Source organism: Halalkalibacter alkaliphilus (assembly GCF_023555415.1).
In the GTDB taxonomy this organism is placed as follows: Bacteria; Bacillota; Bacilli; order Bacillales; family Bacillaceae_D; genus Halalkalibacter; species Halalkalibacter alkaliphilus.
Genome location: NZ_JAKRYL010000019.1, coordinates 1 through 16,334, shown reverse-complemented (window position 1 = coordinate 16,334; position 16,334 = coordinate 1). Strand labels below are relative to the sequence as shown.

The 16,334-nt window shown below is 35.9% G+C and carries 15 protein-coding genes and 1 riboswitch; of the genes, 3 read left to right on the top strand and 12 right to left on the bottom strand.

Features of this window, described 5'->3' with window-relative positions:
• Positions 1-223 precede the first annotated feature (223 nt).
• Both MF646_RS16625 and MF646_RS16620 read right to left on the bottom strand, forming a co-directional pair.
• Positions 224-544 carry a DUF3892 domain-containing protein gene (locus MF646_RS16625; protein WP_250097640.1) on the bottom strand — a complete coding sequence of 107 codons (321 nt, stop codon included), beginning with the start codon at positions 542-544 and terminating at the stop codon, positions 224-226.
• Positions 510-2,951, bottom strand: a complete 2,442-nt coding sequence (locus tag MF646_RS16620; RefSeq protein ID WP_250097639.1) for a hypothetical protein — start codon at positions 2,949-2,951, stop codon at positions 510-512. Before MF646_RS16620 ends, MF646_RS16625 begins: the two co-directional genes overlap by 35 nt.
• Positions 2,952-3,286: 335 nt before the next feature.
• Here MF646_RS16620 and MF646_RS16615 point away from each other — a divergent pair, with 335 nt between their 5' ends.
• Positions 3,287-3,784 (top strand): DUF2971 domain-containing protein, encoded by a 498-nt coding sequence (locus MF646_RS16615; RefSeq protein WP_250097638.1) that lies wholly within the window; start codon positions 3,287-3,289, stop codon positions 3,782-3,784.
• Between the two features lie 147 nt (positions 3,785-3,931).
• On the opposite strand, the gene MF646_RS16610 is transcribed toward MF646_RS16615, so the two are convergent.
• A complete protein-coding gene (locus MF646_RS16610) occupies positions 3,932-4,420 on the bottom strand; it encodes a hypothetical protein (RefSeq protein WP_250097637.1) in 489 nt (162 codons plus the stop codon).
• A gap of 656 nt (positions 4,421-5,076) precedes the next feature.
• On the bottom strand, positions 5,077-5,760 hold the full coding sequence (locus MF646_RS16600) for a MerR family DNA-binding transcriptional regulator (RefSeq protein WP_250097636.1): 684 nt from the start codon (positions 5,758-5,760) through the stop codon (positions 5,077-5,079).
• A 136-nt stretch (positions 5,761-5,896) separates the two neighbouring features.
• Here MF646_RS16600 and MF646_RS16595 point away from each other — a divergent pair, with 136 nt between their 5' ends.
• Together MF646_RS16595 and arr are read left to right on the top strand one after the other, a co-directional pair.
• Positions 5,897-6,382 carry a DUF6022 family protein gene (locus tag MF646_RS16595; RefSeq protein WP_250097635.1) on the top strand — a complete coding sequence of 162 codons (486 nt, stop codon included), beginning with the start codon at positions 5,897-5,899 and terminating at the stop codon, positions 6,380-6,382.
• A gap of 462 nt (positions 6,383-6,844) precedes the next feature.
• Positions 6,845-7,261 (top strand): NAD(+)--rifampin ADP-ribosyltransferase, encoded by a 417-nt coding sequence (gene arr, locus MF646_RS16590; protein WP_250097634.1) that lies wholly within the window; start codon positions 6,845-6,847, stop codon positions 7,259-7,261.
• Between the two features lie 402 nt (positions 7,262-7,663).
• Here arr and MF646_RS16585 read toward each other — a convergent pair whose 3' ends face one another.
• The 8 genes from MF646_RS16585 to MF646_RS16550 all read right to left on the bottom strand — a co-directional run bounded on the left by MF646_RS16585 (position 7,664) and on the right by MF646_RS16550 (position 15,918).
• Positions 7,664-8,644 (bottom strand): hypothetical protein, encoded by a 981-nt coding sequence (locus MF646_RS16585; protein ID WP_250097633.1) that lies wholly within the window; start codon positions 8,642-8,644, stop codon positions 7,664-7,666.
• Between the two features lie 249 nt (positions 8,645-8,893).
• Complete coding sequence (locus tag MF646_RS16580; RefSeq protein WP_250097632.1) at positions 8,894-10,627, bottom strand: hypothetical protein; 1,734 nt, start codon at positions 10,625-10,627, stop codon at positions 8,894-8,896.
• Positions 10,628-10,962: 335 nt separating this feature from the next.
• Positions 10,963-11,496, bottom strand: coding sequence for a hypothetical protein (locus MF646_RS16575; protein WP_250097631.1), 534 nt, complete (start codon positions 11,494-11,496; stop codon positions 10,963-10,965).
• A 34-nt stretch (positions 11,497-11,530) separates the two neighbouring features.
• Positions 11,531-12,328 carry a hypothetical protein gene (locus MF646_RS16570; protein WP_250097630.1) on the bottom strand — a complete coding sequence of 266 codons (798 nt, stop codon included), beginning with the start codon at positions 12,326-12,328 and terminating at the stop codon, positions 11,531-11,533.
• Positions 12,329-12,398: 70 nt separating this feature from the next.
• Entirely contained in the window at positions 12,399-13,358 is a 960-nt protein-coding gene (locus tag MF646_RS16565; RefSeq protein ID WP_250097629.1) for a helix-turn-helix domain-containing protein, read from the bottom strand.
• 56 nt (positions 13,359-13,414) lie between these two features.
• Positions 13,415-14,176: a hypothetical protein gene (locus MF646_RS16560; protein ID WP_250097628.1), complete on the bottom strand. Its 762-nt coding sequence runs from the start codon at positions 14,174-14,176 to the stop codon at positions 13,415-13,417.
• Between the two features lie 17 nt (positions 14,177-14,193).
• Positions 14,194-15,696 (bottom strand): hypothetical protein, encoded by a 1,503-nt coding sequence (locus MF646_RS16555; RefSeq protein ID WP_250097627.1) that lies wholly within the window; start codon positions 15,694-15,696, stop codon positions 14,194-14,196.
• Positions 15,697-15,714: 18 nt separating this feature from the next.
• A complete protein-coding gene (locus MF646_RS16550) occupies positions 15,715-15,918 on the bottom strand; it encodes a hypothetical protein (protein ID WP_250097626.1) in 204 nt (67 codons plus the stop codon).
• Positions 15,919-15,989: 71 nt separating this feature from the next.
• Positions 15,990-16,100: riboswitch (SAM riboswitch) on the bottom strand.
• Between the last annotated feature and the right edge of the window lie 234 nt (positions 16,101-16,334).

Genomic DNA, 16,334 nt, shown 5'->3' with positions numbered 1-16,334 from the left:
AATAAGACCAGTAGCGAGCGATATTAAGCTAGTTACTGGCCCACCTTATAAGATTCCTATTACTTTAAGGCTATGGTTACTGAAAACTTCTATATGCTTCCAAATAAAAATTAAGGTTTTCAATACTACACCCATACTACTTAAAACAATTCATTCTCATATTATTTTTAGCAATGCTTGAAGCGATTTTAAAGAGGGTAATCGTTATATATCCTTCCGCTCGTTAAAACCCTAGGTTTGTGGATGGGTCACCGTCAGGGGTGGATCGTAAATATCCGCCGCCATCTTCAAAGGAACGGTCCACACTCGTATTCCCGTCACCGTCTCTCCAATAACCTTCAACATGGGTTCCGTCATTGCGCGTATAACTCATCACATAATGAGGCTCTACAAATTGTAAATCAGGGTCTTTTTTTGCCGTGATGTAATCTGGGTTTAGGAAAGGAGAGTGTTCTTTTTCTTCAAGAGAAGCTTCGTCAATTTTTCCCATGCTGTCAAAAGGGTCTTCATTACTTTGTTGTGATTGCAATCGGTTCTGGAACATTTACTTCTACCTCCTTTGAAAATTGGTCGATGTATTGTTGGCTTAAGTTTACTGCCTCATGTGTAAAGTCGATTAATTCTCTTCTTTGTGTCGTTACTGATTCATCAATTGGCAATTGTTTAAATGTATAATATGCTGATATTTTTTGAAATAGATTTTCTTTAACCATGACCGTACCAAGCTTTGGTGAGATTTCTTGATGCAGCTGTTGATATGTGTCGTAAATGATGTCATTTGTTTCTGAAATGTAATAAGGGAACATAGCTTGGACAAGATGTTCTAGTGATTGATACATTCTGTCAACATAGAAACTGACTTTATGGCCTTCATCCTTTTTCCTCAATCGTTCTTCTTTTTTTGCATCTTCGCTACGTAAATATGTGCTAATACCATTTGAGAAGCCAGCGACTAAAAAAGGAGTGGCGATGATGGAAAGTCCACCTGACAAAAACGCTGCACTTGCTACACCAGTTATTCCTAACCCTGCGGAAAATTGATAATCTCGTTTTGTCCGGTCTTTTACTAACTGATTGTAATCTTCTCTTTTTATTAAACAATGAGAAACAGCAGCAACAGAACTTTCAATTTCATTTAATGAGCGGTTTAACTGGTTAGATATCCCCATTAAATGACGCTGCAACTTTTTAAACGGTTGCTGCATCGCTTGTCCTTCAAAAATAGTCGCCACCTCATTTTCGAGAGAAGAGGGAAGATAAACGGACACCATATCAAAATGCTTCTTCAATGATTGGATCGAATAGTAGATGTAGTTAATGATTGCTTTATTTCGTTTGTCGATATCTGTTTCATTCCGTTCAATTTCTTTTAGTCCTTTGTACATCGCAAACATTTGCCCAAAAAATTGAAAAAGAACAAAATCATTTACTTGCCTGCTGTAGCTAACATACATTTGTTCTCCTGAAACATTAGGCAAGGACTGACGTTTTGGAAAATAGTAACTATGATGAATGAACGTTTTTACAAGCTCAGTATCAAAATAAAGGACCATTTTCTGATCATTAGCTGTTTTGATCGTCACTTCTGTGAATAACGACTGTTCTTCAGGTTGTTTTGTGATCGAAACGTCTATAAAATCTTTGAAGAAAAGTTGCTTGAGTAGTACATAATCACTTTGATATAGCACGACCTTTTTTTCATCTTGAACGATATAAAAGGGTTGAAAGTCTGCCATATAGCCAAGTTTTAAAGTCGTTTGATTTGTTACCCGTTGCAAGAGAGTTTCTGGTAATTGTTTTTCTAGTTTAATAGAGGAAACTTCTTTTCCATAAACGATAAACAAAAGGTTACGGTCTAAAAAGAATATTCCGTCGAAAACATTTACTTGTTTGATGATCGCATTTGTTTCTAATTGAAAAAATGAGATTGTCGTTGGCGAAATTAACAAGCTAATAAGTTCTTGATCTTTCTTTTCTCCAAAAAAGCTTCCGCTTAAATAACCAATATCAATATGTACAGTATGTTGATCACGCGTGACATGAGTTTGCAAATAAGTATGTAGTTTTTCCGTTGAGATTTGAACGATATCAATCATTTTTTTGTATTCAAAAACGACGGTATTTTCTTTCCCATCATAGTAAATGGATGTATCGTTTCTCGGTAATTGATGAATCAGTTCGTTTGTCGTGCTACTAATCAAACTTATTTTCTTCTCATCAAACGAAAGGATGATTTCTTCAAATTTAACCGTTTCTTGTTGTACGTATGTGACGTACTGTGCTTCAAAAAGTTCGGCATCATGGTGAACATAGTTAAATATACTTGGTTGTTGCTCAAGCTTGTCCATTAATTGAGATTTCAATTGTTCATCGAAAATATAAAGGTTTACTTCGGTGATTTCTGAAATGGTGTTGCTAAACCACCCTTTTAATTCAATACATTTCTCAGTTTGGTTTGCCTGATCGACTCGGTTAAATGGTAGTCGTCCTAATCCAGATGATTGAAAGGTAATAGCGTCATCTTTTAGTTCGATACTGTCATAAGAAAAAGCTGTAAGCACTTTATGGCCTTTTACTTTGTAAGTGAAAAGGCAAGGATACTTACTTCCTTCTTTATTGATGAATACTTTATTTTTTGGGAGTTTGTTGTATAAGTCGATAAACTTATCGTACGGTAAAGTTACGTTAAACGTAAAGGGGCTAGAGGTTTCATTCGTTAACCGAACATTTCCATAGTTAAGGCATTCAACGTTTATAAGCCGATTGTATTGTCTAACTTGTTCTTCTCCAAAAAAGCCTCCAGAGTCATAACCGAAGACTCTCCCTTTATTTGTAATAAAAAAGCTTTTTTCTCCAACAAGCGAAGCGTTATGAAAGTGGAAAACACCGCCATCAGCATAAACGCTATATTCATCTTTCTCAAATTTATCTTTAACAGAGTAATTAACCATTTTCATCCTCCAAAGATTATGATTATTTATACATGGTTATATTTTACTATAAAAATAGATTTTGTAGTAGCATTATAGAGGGATAAAGTGTAGGTGCCCTTATGGATATATTTGACTTAATAACATTGTTTATCCCACCAAGCACCATGTATGACTTACCATCGATAATTTCTTTTAAATGCTCTTTCATTTTTTCACACGTAACGATTTTGCCTGTCCATTCATAACCTTCTGCTTTGATGCAAAAGGACCTATGGTACTCACTATAGATAGTTTCTGGATTTTTAAGGTAATATAGTGGAATACTAAAAATAATATGAAAGAGGTAGATTATAATGCCATTTACAAAGCAAGATTGGATTGATCGAATAAAAACAAGAATGGATATTACCGGGATGGTTACTCATTTAACAAAACCATCTAAAGATTTAGATTTGACTGATATGGATTTTAATGAAATAAACCTCAAAGCAGTTGATAACCTTATACAAATATTAAAAGATAAACGAATTAACGGAAGTACTACAAAAACTGGATTTATAACTGGTTCAACACCTGCTGTTTGCTTTCAAGATGCACCGTTGTCAGGCTTAATACAGAATATCTTGCATGAACAAGAAAGGAGAAAAAAGAATCCAAAAGAAAAACTTAGGTACTGTGGTGTAGGTCTAAGTTTCTTGAAACCATTTATTTATAAAAAGGATGGAAGGCCAGTAATATATGACGAATCATCTACTGCAAAAAGCTATTTAACTAGCTCAGACCATTGGAGAATTGTAAGATTTAATTTAAGTAATAGTAGTAACTACATAGATTGGACACATGAATACTGAATTTTTTTATACTGCTATAAAATTTGTTACTGCTCTATGTATTTAATTCTAAACAAAGTTGAATCGTGATACTTCTCTCTTGCTGACTTATCGGTGCAACATTTATAAATTGCCACTCTTTAAATGCTCTTCTGACATATGAAACAGTTAACGCAAGTGCTCGAGTATCTGCAACGTCCTTAAGAAAGGATTACCTAAATCATTTGTATGCTTTGAGGCAATCTCTCGCATTTCATTAATGCATGATGTATAATCCTGGTTAATCACTAGCTGCAGCGTATCTATTTCCCCTAATTTATCAGTGATATAACCTGTTGGTACATATGGAGACCAAAACATAAATTCTATATTGGGGATGTCCTTTAATATTATTTCGGCGTATTCTTTTTGTACTTCATGCTTTTGGATTATCTTTTGTACAGTTGTCTGATTGTTACCGTATAAAAGTCCTCTTATGTGTGTGGTAACTTCACAAAGATACGCTGTATTCGTCTTAAAATTTAAACCTACTACATCTAACTCGGATAACCCTTTTAAACCGCCACCCGGAATTCGAACATTGTAATCAATAAAATTGCAATCTTTTATACTCTTTAGATATGCACCTACAATGTATTCTCCAATATCCGTTTTCATTAATTACCTCTCCCCTTCGTTACCCTAGCCCTATTATTCTTTCAATTCAAACCCATATTTTTCATTTATCCTTTTTGCGATTTTATCTAAAAGCCTTTCAACCGTCGTGTTTTCAACAATTTTTTGTATACCATGCTAGCTTTGCACCTTTACTTTTGCCTTCATAAATGACTTCTAGTGGCCAATAATTCTTCGTTGTTAAGGAGTAATCAAAGTGAATATAGAGTTGCTTTCCCGAAAGGACATTCTAGAATTACCTTAAAAACCGGATTTTTACCTTCAGTTTTTAATTTCACTTTTTTTATTTTTGCTAACATCGTAATCCGTCCTTTCATGACTATTTACCTAATTATACCATTCAATAAGGTGAACAAAAGAATAATAATATTAATTTACTGAAACTGAATACGTCCAAAAGAGTATGACCATCTCTGCCATGTTTTTTACCAGCAGACACCAGGAAATTACCACTTGCTGTCAACGTGTTTACCAAAACGTCAACGGTTTTGAAGTGAAAAAGCCTAATCCTCCTTATCTTTACCGAGGAATTAGGCTTTGGTCTTCCGCAATTGAGCTATTGTGAAATATCATTTTCTATGGTTGTACTTCGCAGCAAATTACTCTGTTGTTTTACATTAAACTTCATTAAATTTGAATTATTCATATTCAATTACCTCCAAAAGTTTTTCTAGAGCGGCCATCGCTTTCAATTGCCTTCTATTTCTGATACCTAGCAGGGTTAGAACCTCCTCGGCAAGTTTTCGACATGCCGCTCTTCCCTCAACTCCCCCAAACCTGTCCTTCATGCGTGCATTTTCATCCGTATAAAACCGATGGTTAATCGCTTTAAGGAGACTTATTTTAGCCAATTGAAGAACATCAAAATTACGATAGCTACTTTCCGGATCCCGAATCGCCCGTATGTACCCTTCCTTATCCCAATACCTGATTGCTGTTCGGGAAACATTCATTCTTTCTGCGGCTTCCCCTAAGGACAAAAGACACGATTTTTTCTCGGAGTATTCAATTAATTCGACGGCTTCCATCACGAACTTCTTTTCCTCTCCTCTACGGATCAATTCATCGTTAAGAATCCAAAGTGCTTCATCGATTTTCTTATTCCCGATGTTTTCCATAACTTTCACTGCTACATCCATTCCAAAACCATCGGATAGCGATTTAATGCATGAAAAATAGACAAGATGAATGTCCGAGTAAACACGATATCCACTTGCTGTCCGTTTTGGCGAAGGTACAAGTCCTTTTGCTTCATAGTTACGAAGTGTGTTTGTACTTACATTCAGTTTCGCCGCAATGTCGGCAGGTCTAAGCTTATCCATTTTATTTTTCTCCTTCACTATATTGCAAAGTTTTTCCTGCAAATCATTTTTAAATCCTGAATTTATTATATCAAACATTCCAATTTGCTTTAAGGTTGTACGATAAGGGTGAACAAAAAAGAAAGGGGAATAGCCAATGACTTTATTTAATCAGAACATGACCATATCAGAACTTGAGACATCACTGAATGCCTATGTTGAATTAAACTGGAAGAAAATCCTTGAAGACAACAGTGAGGAGTTTGAAACCTTATTTCCGGAGTATGAAGATGCCACTTACGGTATTTATGCAGAAAAGCTGCTCGTACCCGTCTGGCGGCAAGTAGAGGAGGCCGGTTTCCATTCAACAGCCGAAATAAAAGAGGATGACTTCGTGATAGCCGGTTTTCTACTGTTCCGCCATTCTCTTGAAAAAGAACAGTGGGGCACACCGTTGAACGAAAAAAGAGTATTCTGGCTTTCAATAAAAAATAGAAAGCATGTAGAAATCGGTACACTTCTGATGGAGATGTCACATTCTCACGTAAGTTTCTCCATTCCCGCCCCACCAAAGTTTCTTGCTCTTCAAACAACAAATGAACGTGAAATCCGATCCCAGATCCGTTCTATCTATAGCGAATAAAGAGTTTGAGAGAATTTCCTACTAGCGGTACTAGAATAAAAAAGTTTTCTAAGGATATTATTATAAGGGGAAAAACGTAACATATAGCAAGAAGCCGTTGCACAAGACTAACGGGTTTAATGATGGGGTGCAATACGAAAAAACATAGCAGTATCACACGAAATTACAGAACTTTCACTATCAAATCATAATGAAAAAGCCCGAAGTTCTTCGGGCTTTTAGTTATCAATTTGTTAGTTAAACTAAAACCTAGTTTTGTTTCATATCACTTCTTAAAACAAAACCAGATGTTAGGACATAAACCCGAGCAATTAAATAGTTGGGAATAGGTAAATGTTGTTGGATATCATTCTCTCTAGTTTCATTATACTACTACTTATAAAGTATTTATAGACTACTCTTTTTGTAATTCCTATACTATAGTGTTAATTACAAATTTAAAAATATAAGAGGTGTATTAATATGAATGACAAAAAAGATGTCTTAGATAATGGTCCTTTCTTTCATGGTACTAAAGCGGAACTAAAAATTGGAGATCTATTAGAACCGCAACACTTATCAAATTACCAAAACAAAAAATCGAACTATATATATTTCACTGCAACATTAGATGCGGCTAAATGGGGTGCTGAATTAGCAACATCTATCTCAAAAGAAAGAATTTACATTGTAGAACCATTGGGTGATTTTGAAAATGATCCGAACTTAACTGACAAAAAATTTCCAGGAAACCCAACACGTTCTTATAGGTCTAAATCGCCTTTGAAAATAATAGCTGAATTAAGTTCGTGGGAAAGCCATTCCGATGAACAAATAAACCATATGCTTACATCTTTAAAAAAATTACGTGAACAAGGAAAAGCTGTAATAGACGATTAATCTTCAATATCTATAAAGTCATGACTTAAAAGAACCAAAAATTGATTTCCTTTTACAATTGGTTTTCATTTCGGCGGCGGAGCGCACCAAGATGCACAATAATTAAACCTCGAGCGTTGCGCACACCCACCTAATTTTCGAAATCTGTACAACTAAAGTCGACCTCCTCTCCCTCAATCCTTGAGGGGGATCTCTTTCAACAAAACTTACCGGAAAATTCATTTGCTTTCACAAGTCGTCTGCAGTAAGCGTCGACTGTGCAGTAATTTCCTACATAAAATATAAGGGTTACTCCACAATCTAAAGGTATTTTCTTGTGTAAAGCGAATTCAAATCCTTCCTTTTCCAACAGTTTCCCCACAAAACCAAATCACCCACAAACACTATCTACAGTTATCGAAGTCAAATACTCTCTTCCTGCTCTTTCTCCAAATATTCTTCTCTTATTTGCGACAGAGTTTTTCCACTTTCTTTATGAATAGCAAATACGTATGTTTGAATACTCGACCAGCCAAATAGGTCTTTCAGCCACTTTTGCATGGTCAGCTCTTCTCCGTTCACCTCTACATTTCCGTTGCTAAGTAACCTCCCCTCATCATCGCGTCCTTTTGCAGTGATGATGTCGCCAGCACTCACAACTCCCCATTCGAGCATTTCGTCTATTTTCGGAAGTGTCCGGCGAGTAATTCCCTTTTTCTGTTTTACACTTTTTACTGGGCTATCTAGGAAATTTACATAATAATCTTTATATGTATTTAAAGGTAAGAGCTTTTCAATACTGATATAAACTTCTTCATTTATTTTGTAAGGAATCATTTTAAAACAGCTTATATCTACGTTATTACTATTTAACCAAGCAACCGCTGATAACGTTTGTTCATCAAAGTCAGAAGCTGTCAGGATGATTTTCTGGTTTTTATTAAAACTGTTTTCAGCTCCATTTTCTCTTAAGAATTCGGTTAATTTCCGTGTTCCAAGTTCAGAACTTGTTAAAGGGCCACTTTCAAATTCAGTCCGATATTTTTCAATATAGGGAGCATATATTTTATTCACGAGGTCATCTGGGTCTTCAATGGTCGCATAACTTGCAGCGTAGCGGATAGCTTGAAATTCAAAGGCCTCTTTGCGTCCTTCGATATCTTTACGATCTCTCTTAATTTCAATTAATACAATATTCCCCTTGTTATCAACCGCAGTCAGATCACTGATTCCTTGCTTTGAGTTTCTTACTTGTTTGCCGACAATGAGCATTGATTCTTCTTCATCACATATCATATCGATATTTTTCCTTAGTAATTCTTCAATATCATTTTCTTTAAAGTTCATCTCTGCAAAGGTCGTTGCATTGATTTTTACTGGTTTATCATTTGATAAATGATACAAATTAATTGCCTCCCCAAACGTCCGTGTTGATCTGCTGCCGCACATTAGTAATCTACAGGCATAAGTTTCGCTTGTTTAACTAGGTCATAATAGTTCGGAATTTTATTTAATTCAGTTTATATAAGTGTTTGATTATTCCACTTGTAGATCTCTAACTTATCCCCATTTGTTACCATAATAGTATTTGCACCAAGTACTTTATTGTATTCTTTTACTTGGTTTACCTTTTTCAAAGTAAACTTCCTATCCTCAAACCGTTGTCTTTGGCCAAGGAAAGTCATTTTTATAAAAATGTTTCTTTAATAACGCTAGATCCTTTTCCCATTCAGTAATTGAATATCTGTTTTTAATTGCTCCATTTTTCATCGCTTTTCTTCCGCGGACAAGGTAGGCAATCGTATAGACGACTTTTCTTAATCCAAGTCTAGGCACCGCTTTCTGTGAAAGGATTTCCCATCTTTTTATTCGACTTACTCCTGTTATTTGATAACCGAGCTTCCTTAATTCACTTCTTGTGTTTAAATCCACTTCATTTGACTGGTTATTTTGTTGGCTAGAATGAGTTTCAGGATAAGTGGTTGTTTTTGGGACAGCCGGTTCTTTTAGTAAATGCATCCTTTCTTTTTTGATCTGCTTGTTGTGTTTGTTTTTATAAATAACTTCAATCCATTTCCCCTTTTCTTTCTGCTTCAAGGAATTTATCTGAGCTTTATTGATGTAATATTCGGAAAATTGATCTGAATAATCTGCTGAGATCTTCGTATAATGATCAATTTGATTTGTGGTTTGATTATTAAAAACAGCCAGCAGTACGTCTCTTTTTCTTAAAGGCGGATCAAACAAAGGATGACTTTTTTGTTTGTTAGGCAATTTGGATATTTTCATAATCTTTATGTCTTCAGCTTTAAGGATCTTCGGTTCTGTTTGTCTTTCTTTATGCTTAATGGCTTGATCTTTCTTATACTTTATCGTTAGTTTGGCAATCTCTTCTTTAAGATGATCAAAATGAAGGTCTTGTTCTGCCTTAGTAAATAAGGTTATTTGCTTTTGTAATTTTTCAATTTGTTTTTTGCCGTTTTTGTATTTACCGATTTCTTTTTCCACCTGTTGCAGCGTGTGATAGATTCGGATTTCGGGCTGGGTTTGCGGCAGGGCAATTTCAGCTTCATTTAAGACCGTTAACAATTCATTGTAACGGTTTATAGAAAAAGAAATCCATAGCAAGTGTATAACATGCTCCGCTTTCAAATCTGCTTCGAGAAATGGCAGCTCGACTAGTAATTGCTCATAGATTACATGTAAACATTCCTCCAATTTATAAATAAAGTAACACCGTATAAAATCTGTTATGACTTGAGGTGAGTTCAGAAGGAAAATTGTGTCCATTAGAACCCTGGAATTTTCTTGTAAAAAGTCCTTTACTTGGTCGCAATAAGGAGTAGTGACAAACTTAGGCAATAATAGAAATACCGCAGAATAATTGTTATCATAATCAACTGATTCAATAGATTGAACAGGTAAAAGGACTTTACTAAGCTCATTATGCAGGGAGTGGAACCATTTATCCATGTTTTCGAAATCTTCTACTGTTAATAAGTCCGCTAAACTGCGTATTAGATATGCTGACATGTTATAGTTTTGAGAGTCAATTTGCGAAACAAACAGGCTTGTTTGTTTTAGAACCCACTTTTCTGGGAATAAGGATTTCTGCTCTAATAAAAAGTTGTATAAGTTGGCAAAGTCGTTACTTTTTAATAGATATTTTAACAATAGCTGAAATTCGATATCTTTATCCTTTGATTTCCATTCACTGCTTTTTTCATTCTGCTTTTCTATCATTAACTGTTTTCTTAACGTGATGTTCTCACGCTCTAATACGTTTCGTTCCTCTTGTATTGTAGCAACATTTAATTCAACGATTCGATTCACTTCTCTGTTTAGGACTTCCATTATCTCATTTTTTATAAGAGTTTTTTCTATCACCTTAGCACCCCCACTATATAAATGAACCGTATTTCCTTTAGTTTACAGTTGCTATTTCAGTTAGTCTATAGAATTCATCCCCCCCGTATTAAAAATATCAGCCTTTATTTTTTGGTTAACACTGAGGGACTGTAAATTTATTATTATTCTTTCCTTCTCCTTCCACTCTTTAGCTGAAGTTCCCTATAGTGATTCTTTGAAAATCTCGCACAATCCATTAATTTATAAAATAGAGGCTAGCTATCCGGTTGATGAAAAGACTTATTATGAGTTTAAGGAGTAGCAAGAAAGAAGAACGAACTTTTTACGTCGCTCTTCTTTCTAAAATCTGCACGTTACACATTCAACTTCCCCTTTACCTCTTTCCTGCCACTCCACGCATTAAGCTCTCTTCTAAACGTTGTTACACACACTTCCACATCAAAAGGATATCGTTCAAGTACATCTAATTGATTTAAAATCGTTGATCCTTCAAAGACGGACAAAATGATTTTTTGACCATGATCAATAGTCCGGCAACACTCGTAGATTTCTTGCAGATCTACTGCCTTAACATCATCATAGAGGCTTATGGCTTTTCTGCCCTTTGGCTTATTAAAGTAGCGATTTGCCAGTTCCAATAGCTGTTCATCTTTTAACACATAAAGCCCGACCATCAAAAGCGCATCTTCAAGCATCCCCTCTAATGTCGGAATCCAAATGATTCGCTCCTCCTGCTGGCTAGTGTTTCTTTCACTAGCTGAGAAATGATGCAATGACAATAAAGGAATGCTGTTTTCAGATAAATAAAGTGTATGATTCACATTAATAATTCCTCCATCATACGTATGCCCTTGCCCTATTAACATTTGTGCAGTAAAAGTGCCCATATGATCTCCTCCTAATTTCCTTATTCTACTTTTATTAAATAGTGGCTTTAGCTATTTCCCCCTTCATCCAATTGACAAGTTCTTTATACGATTTTTCTCCGGCTAATCTTTCAGCATGGTCCTTCATCTCACCTTTCCTTTTAAAAGTATTTTGTTTCAGAACTCGTATTTCTTCAGCATGTTGCTGCAGTAGGCTGGCCATCTGCATGGTATCCTGATACACATGATTCATATTCCAACGCTCATGTTCTTTTTTATCTGCGACAATGCAAGATCCAGATTGATTTCCGTAATGCACCTTCCATTGGTGATGCAGTGAACAATCACCTAGATATTTCTCTTGAATCACTTCAAACCAAGCCCCTTGAAACTCACCCGACAGCTGCACATTAGGTTGATAGCGATGATGACCGTTACAGCCAGCAAGAGCGGTGATCCCAGAAAGGTTCAATGTCTTTACGAACATAGCCACATTCGCATCAATCTCAAGAGCATTCACCTTTATCCCGTATCTCCTTTGCACAAACGATCTCCATTTATAGTGGTAACCCTCCATAGATACTGGGAACTCTCTGCCCCTCGTATTCATGATCCGCTTCATCAAGGCAACCGGAATTCGGTTTACAAGCACTTGAAATGTCTGATAATCAGACCAGAATGTCGGGATTCCCACTTGTTCTAACAAATGACGAACTCCTTCTATGTCCTCTTTTGTATTTTCAGTAGTCAGAACAATCAAGTCACCCTTTCCTTTTACAAATAGCCCTCTCGTTTGTAGTGCCTCTGCTACACGCTCTGTTCCATTCATCATCTCTAGGTTCATTAGATTCATATCAATCAGCCTCCTGTTTTCTTTGTACCTAAAGTATACAAAAAGACCGGTTACGAACTCGTAACCGGTCTTATCTTCGAAGAACGAATGAAGCGATATCTGCTTTCCACATGTACCCATCATCGGTGGTTATTAATACTTGCTCTTTAATATCCTCCCGATTCATCGCTTTGGAAAGCTTTTTTCTAATATTAGTGATGTATTTTTTTATCGTGGAAGCCGCTACTTCTTGGTCAAGCCAGACACCATTTTCAATTTTCGCTTTCGAACAAACTTGCGCGTTGTGATCCATTAGAAATCCAAGGACTTCCGCTTCTCTTCGTTCCAGTCTCACTGTATCTTGGAAGCCGTAAAAGTACTTCACATCACCAGCTAAATCAACAACAACACAGTTCCCTGCCATCGCATCATCTTTTAATTTCTCGGAGTCGCGCTTAGAAACAGGTCTTCTTTTGCTCTCCGCTTCTTTTAATAGAATGGGCTCTCTCATGTTTTCCCTTATCTTGTCCTCATACAGCTCAATGAACCACTCGTGCTCTCCAGCTTGATCAAGATGTTTTGTTTCTTTCATGTATTCTTCTGACTGTTGATTGAAGTCTAGCCTTGCATACCCAAGAGCAAGATTACAGAGCAGCTTAATCTTCTTACTGCCAGCAATCCCTTTTTCCAATGCTTCCTTTCCGTAAAACAGAGCAGCTTCCCACTTTCTATCTTGATTAGCTAAGATAAAGGATAAATGATAATAAGGATCCGGCTTTTTTGGTGAATGTAGAGCAGCCTTCCTTAAAATGTCGTAGGCCCTCCGTTCATTTCCGTGACGAATTTTTTCGTCTCTTCCCCACTCAAGATAAAGGTCCGCTAGCATAATCGAATATCTAGATTCATTCCGGTTCGTCCGAAGAAATTTTTTGTATAGATCGATTCCTTCTTCTATCCAAGCCTGACGCTCATCTCCCTCGCCTAGGCCATCACGGTTGAGCCAGTCGTCTTCTAGGTCTAGGAGTTCGTCTAGGGTTAATTGTTTAAACATGTATGGTCTCCTCACCTGTTGTTATTTTGATCTCTAGAAAACTCAGAGAAGGATCTTTAAAAAGAATCATATTGCTTTTTAATTATCTCATCCATTATTTTTTTCGTAGTATAAAAATCTTTCTCCTTTAAAAGTCTGTTTGTCGGCTTTTTATCCTTATCAAAAAGCCTTAGCTTTAATGCACAAATTTCTTCATTAACATCTAGTAGAATCTTTGCCATTTTTGAACTATCTTCTTGCAATAAAGAAATAATAAACTTGTCTCCACTAACCGTTAATCGGGCTAAATTAATATGATTGAGTTCAACGATCCAATCGTAATGTAATTGCACATCACTTAAATACTTATCTTGAATGTATTTAAACCATATTGCATTATGATAGCTAGCAAAATCAATGACAGGCTTCCTATTTCCATGGCCATCACAACAACTTACGGTGCTAATACCAACAGTACTTAAAGCTTTTACCAAAATTGCAACTCCAGATTCTAAGACGATTGTTCTTGTTTTAGGTCCATACTTTCGACGGGTGAAATTCTTCCACGTCCCCACCCACATAGGCGTACTCGTTTCATGATTAGAAGCAGGGTAATGAAGAATCTTCTTGTACTGTGTTTCATCTAGTTCCTCGTTAATGAACAAGGTTTCACTTTTCCATACATGTTTAATAGTTAATTCATTAAGTATCTTGGTTAAATCTTCCCGATCTCCCCGATGCGCCTCTTCTCTTAAAATAAATCCATCTGTCACGGCTTTCACTAAGAATCCTCTTTTAAAAAGAGCCTCTGCTATCTCTGACTGATCAATAGGGTTCATATATTCACCTTCTCTAGTTAAGCCAAAATAGATTGGTATGATTTTTTTAAGATTGAAAGTCGCTCTAATGTATTATTTTGGGATAATCTATAGATAGCTTCTTGTATCTCATTCGCTTCTGCTAATGTAACCTTTTCAGTATGGGCAGCTCTGTTGCGAACGTGATGGATCTTATCCCAATAAGATAGAAAATCACTTGAATTATTGATTCCAATCGACTCCCATTGTTCCATTGATAAATTATATCTTGCAATCGTTTTTGATTTCCCTAACTCTGGAGGTATCCATTTACCTGTTCTTCTATTTCCATTATTAAAATTTACTGGATAACCTTGGTTACCTGATTGAAAGTTAGGTTTCACTTCAGCAACCACGCCAGGTTGAAATTTATTATAGTAATCAGGAAGGTCTATGGAATACTGTTTACGTACCCAGTGTACAAATGAATAATTAATTTCCTGTTCAAACATTTTTGCAAAGCAAATGGCACTAGCTGAATAATCGTTTGTATCTTCTCTGCTCTGGAGAAAGCCTTTTACATCTATACCCGTTTGAAGAAGATGCATAGAGTTAGTATCCAACCATTTTGGGTTAACCGGAATTTGCTCTGGTTCTTTATATGTTTGTTTTCTCTTTAAGATAGATAAGTAGGTTGCAAGTTGAATATTTAATTTTTCAATGTATGGATAGAGAGTGTGTTCCTCTATGTCATCAATGTCCACATCATTTAAAGTTGATTTTAAGTGGGTTAAACTCAATTCAATATTTCTAATAGCTAATTCTTGTTGCTTGCGAGCCATTTTCTGGATGTGTTGATTATCACTTGAATATTTTTCTTGATCAATAAGAAAACTCAACAAATCTGATAAGGTCCTAGCCATAGTTTTATTTAGCTTTGTCGTTCCCATTCCCTTACATAGGTCTATATCTTGCTCATCTAACAATTGATAAAGAATGTTTTGTTTTTCCTCTAAAGGCAATTGTTCATTTTCTTTATAATAGTTCATTTCATAGGAGATCCCCGTTAATCTGCTCATTTGTGTTTCTATCTTATCCGGGCAGGTTTTATACCAACGGTAGGTTTGTAATCGAGTATCTTGGGTTACCACTATGGCAGGTAGCATTTCCGGTTGAATATTTAAACTATTTGCAATAGCGAATGCCGTGTAACTTGGATCGAGTTCATCTTGTTTCTCATTTTCATAAAGGTCCACCATATCCCTTACATCCTGATAATATGGCTTTCTCCCAACTAAACGATAATTACTTGGGGAATCCACCAAACCAAAGAAGACCAAGTGCTCACCTGAACTGTTATGCAGGCTTTTGAATTGTCTTTCAAATAGCTCGTGAAAATCTTTATGCACGGTAGGGTCATGAATGATAAATGCAAAAACACTATAGTTTCTTAACGCATCTAATGCTAATTCCATCTCAATACTTTTTCTATTGGCATTCTGCTTTTCCGTACCATCTGCTAAGTATTTAAGAACTGTATAATTTGATAATGGAACTCCCATTTAACAGAACACCTCCCTTTACATATTTTCTTTTTTTATTTCCGCGATATTGTGGTTCATCAACGGTTTAATAAACTTTTCATGACGGTCCTTTTTAAATGCTTCTAATTCTTCTACAGTCATGTTTTTAATATGTTCATCCATAGGTGTACCTTCAAGTTTCTCAAACTCTTCTTTGGTTAATTCCTTTACCTTACCGTTTTCAACAATAAAGTATTCCATTTTAACAGCCTCCTTTTGATCAGAAAAAAACTCCTTCTTGCAGTAGATTACAAAAAGGAGCCTCACATCCGTTTTTATCATCCAAAGTAAATAGCTTTGCTGGTAGTAGCACCTTACTATCTAGATCTAGCAGGTTGCTGTGGCGTCTTTGAACCAGTTCTCTCGACCACTCTTAATAACTATTAAATTAGTACCATTATAATCCAAAAAAACCTCAGATTACAAGTTTATTTTGATCATGTGATACAGTCCATCCTTGTCCCAATGTCATATGTTCAAACAGAAACTGGGACACCTGTTCCTCTGCTTTTTATATACAGCAGAAAAAAAGCATTCCATTACGGAATGCTTTTGGAATGCCTGGCAACGTCCTACTCTCACAGGGGGAAGCCCCCAACTACCATCGGCGCAAAAGA

What these genes read in the sequence shown, in the direction of transcription:
- MF646_RS16625 (WP_250097640.1), bottom strand. Translation starts at nt 544, where the DNA reads ATGTTCCAGAACCGATTGCAATCACAACAAAGTAATGAAGACCCTTTT.
- MF646_RS16620 (WP_250097639.1), bottom strand. Translation starts at nt 2,951, where the DNA reads ATGGTTAATTACTCTGTTAAAGATAAATTTGAGAAAGATGAATATAGC.
- MF646_RS16615 (WP_250097638.1), top strand. Translation starts at nt 3,287, where the DNA reads ATGCCATTTACAAAGCAAGATTGGATTGATCGAATAAAAACAAGAATG.
- MF646_RS16610 (WP_250097637.1), bottom strand. Translation starts at nt 4,420, where the DNA reads ATGAAAACGGATATTGGAGAATACATTGTAGGTGCATATCTAAAGAGT.
- MF646_RS16600 (WP_250097636.1), bottom strand. Translation starts at nt 5,760, where the DNA reads ATGGATAAGCTTAGACCTGCCGACATTGCGGCGAAACTGAATGTAAGT.
- MF646_RS16595 (WP_250097635.1), top strand. Translation starts at nt 5,897, where the DNA reads ATGACTTTATTTAATCAGAACATGACCATATCAGAACTTGAGACATCA.
- arr (WP_250097634.1), top strand. Translation starts at nt 6,845, where the DNA reads ATGAATGACAAAAAAGATGTCTTAGATAATGGTCCTTTCTTTCATGGT.
- MF646_RS16575 (WP_250097631.1), bottom strand. Translation starts at nt 11,496, where the DNA reads ATGGGCACTTTTACTGCACAAATGTTAATAGGGCAAGGGCATACGTAT.
- MF646_RS16570 (WP_250097630.1), bottom strand. Translation starts at nt 12,328, where the DNA reads ATGAATCTAATGAACCTAGAGATGATGAATGGAACAGAGCGTGTAGCA.
- MF646_RS16565 (WP_250097629.1), bottom strand. Translation starts at nt 13,358, where the DNA reads ATGTTTAAACAATTAACCCTAGACGAACTCCTAGACCTAGAAGACGAC.
- MF646_RS16560 (WP_250097628.1), bottom strand. Translation starts at nt 14,176, where the DNA reads ATGAACCCTATTGATCAGTCAGAGATAGCAGAGGCTCTTTTTAAAAGA.
- MF646_RS16555 (WP_250097627.1), bottom strand. Translation starts at nt 15,696, where the DNA reads ATGGGAGTTCCATTATCAAATTATACAGTTCTTAAATACTTAGCAGAT.
- MF646_RS16550 (WP_250097626.1), bottom strand. Translation starts at nt 15,918, where the DNA reads ATGGAATACTTTATTGTTGAAAACGGTAAGGTAAAGGAATTAACCAAA.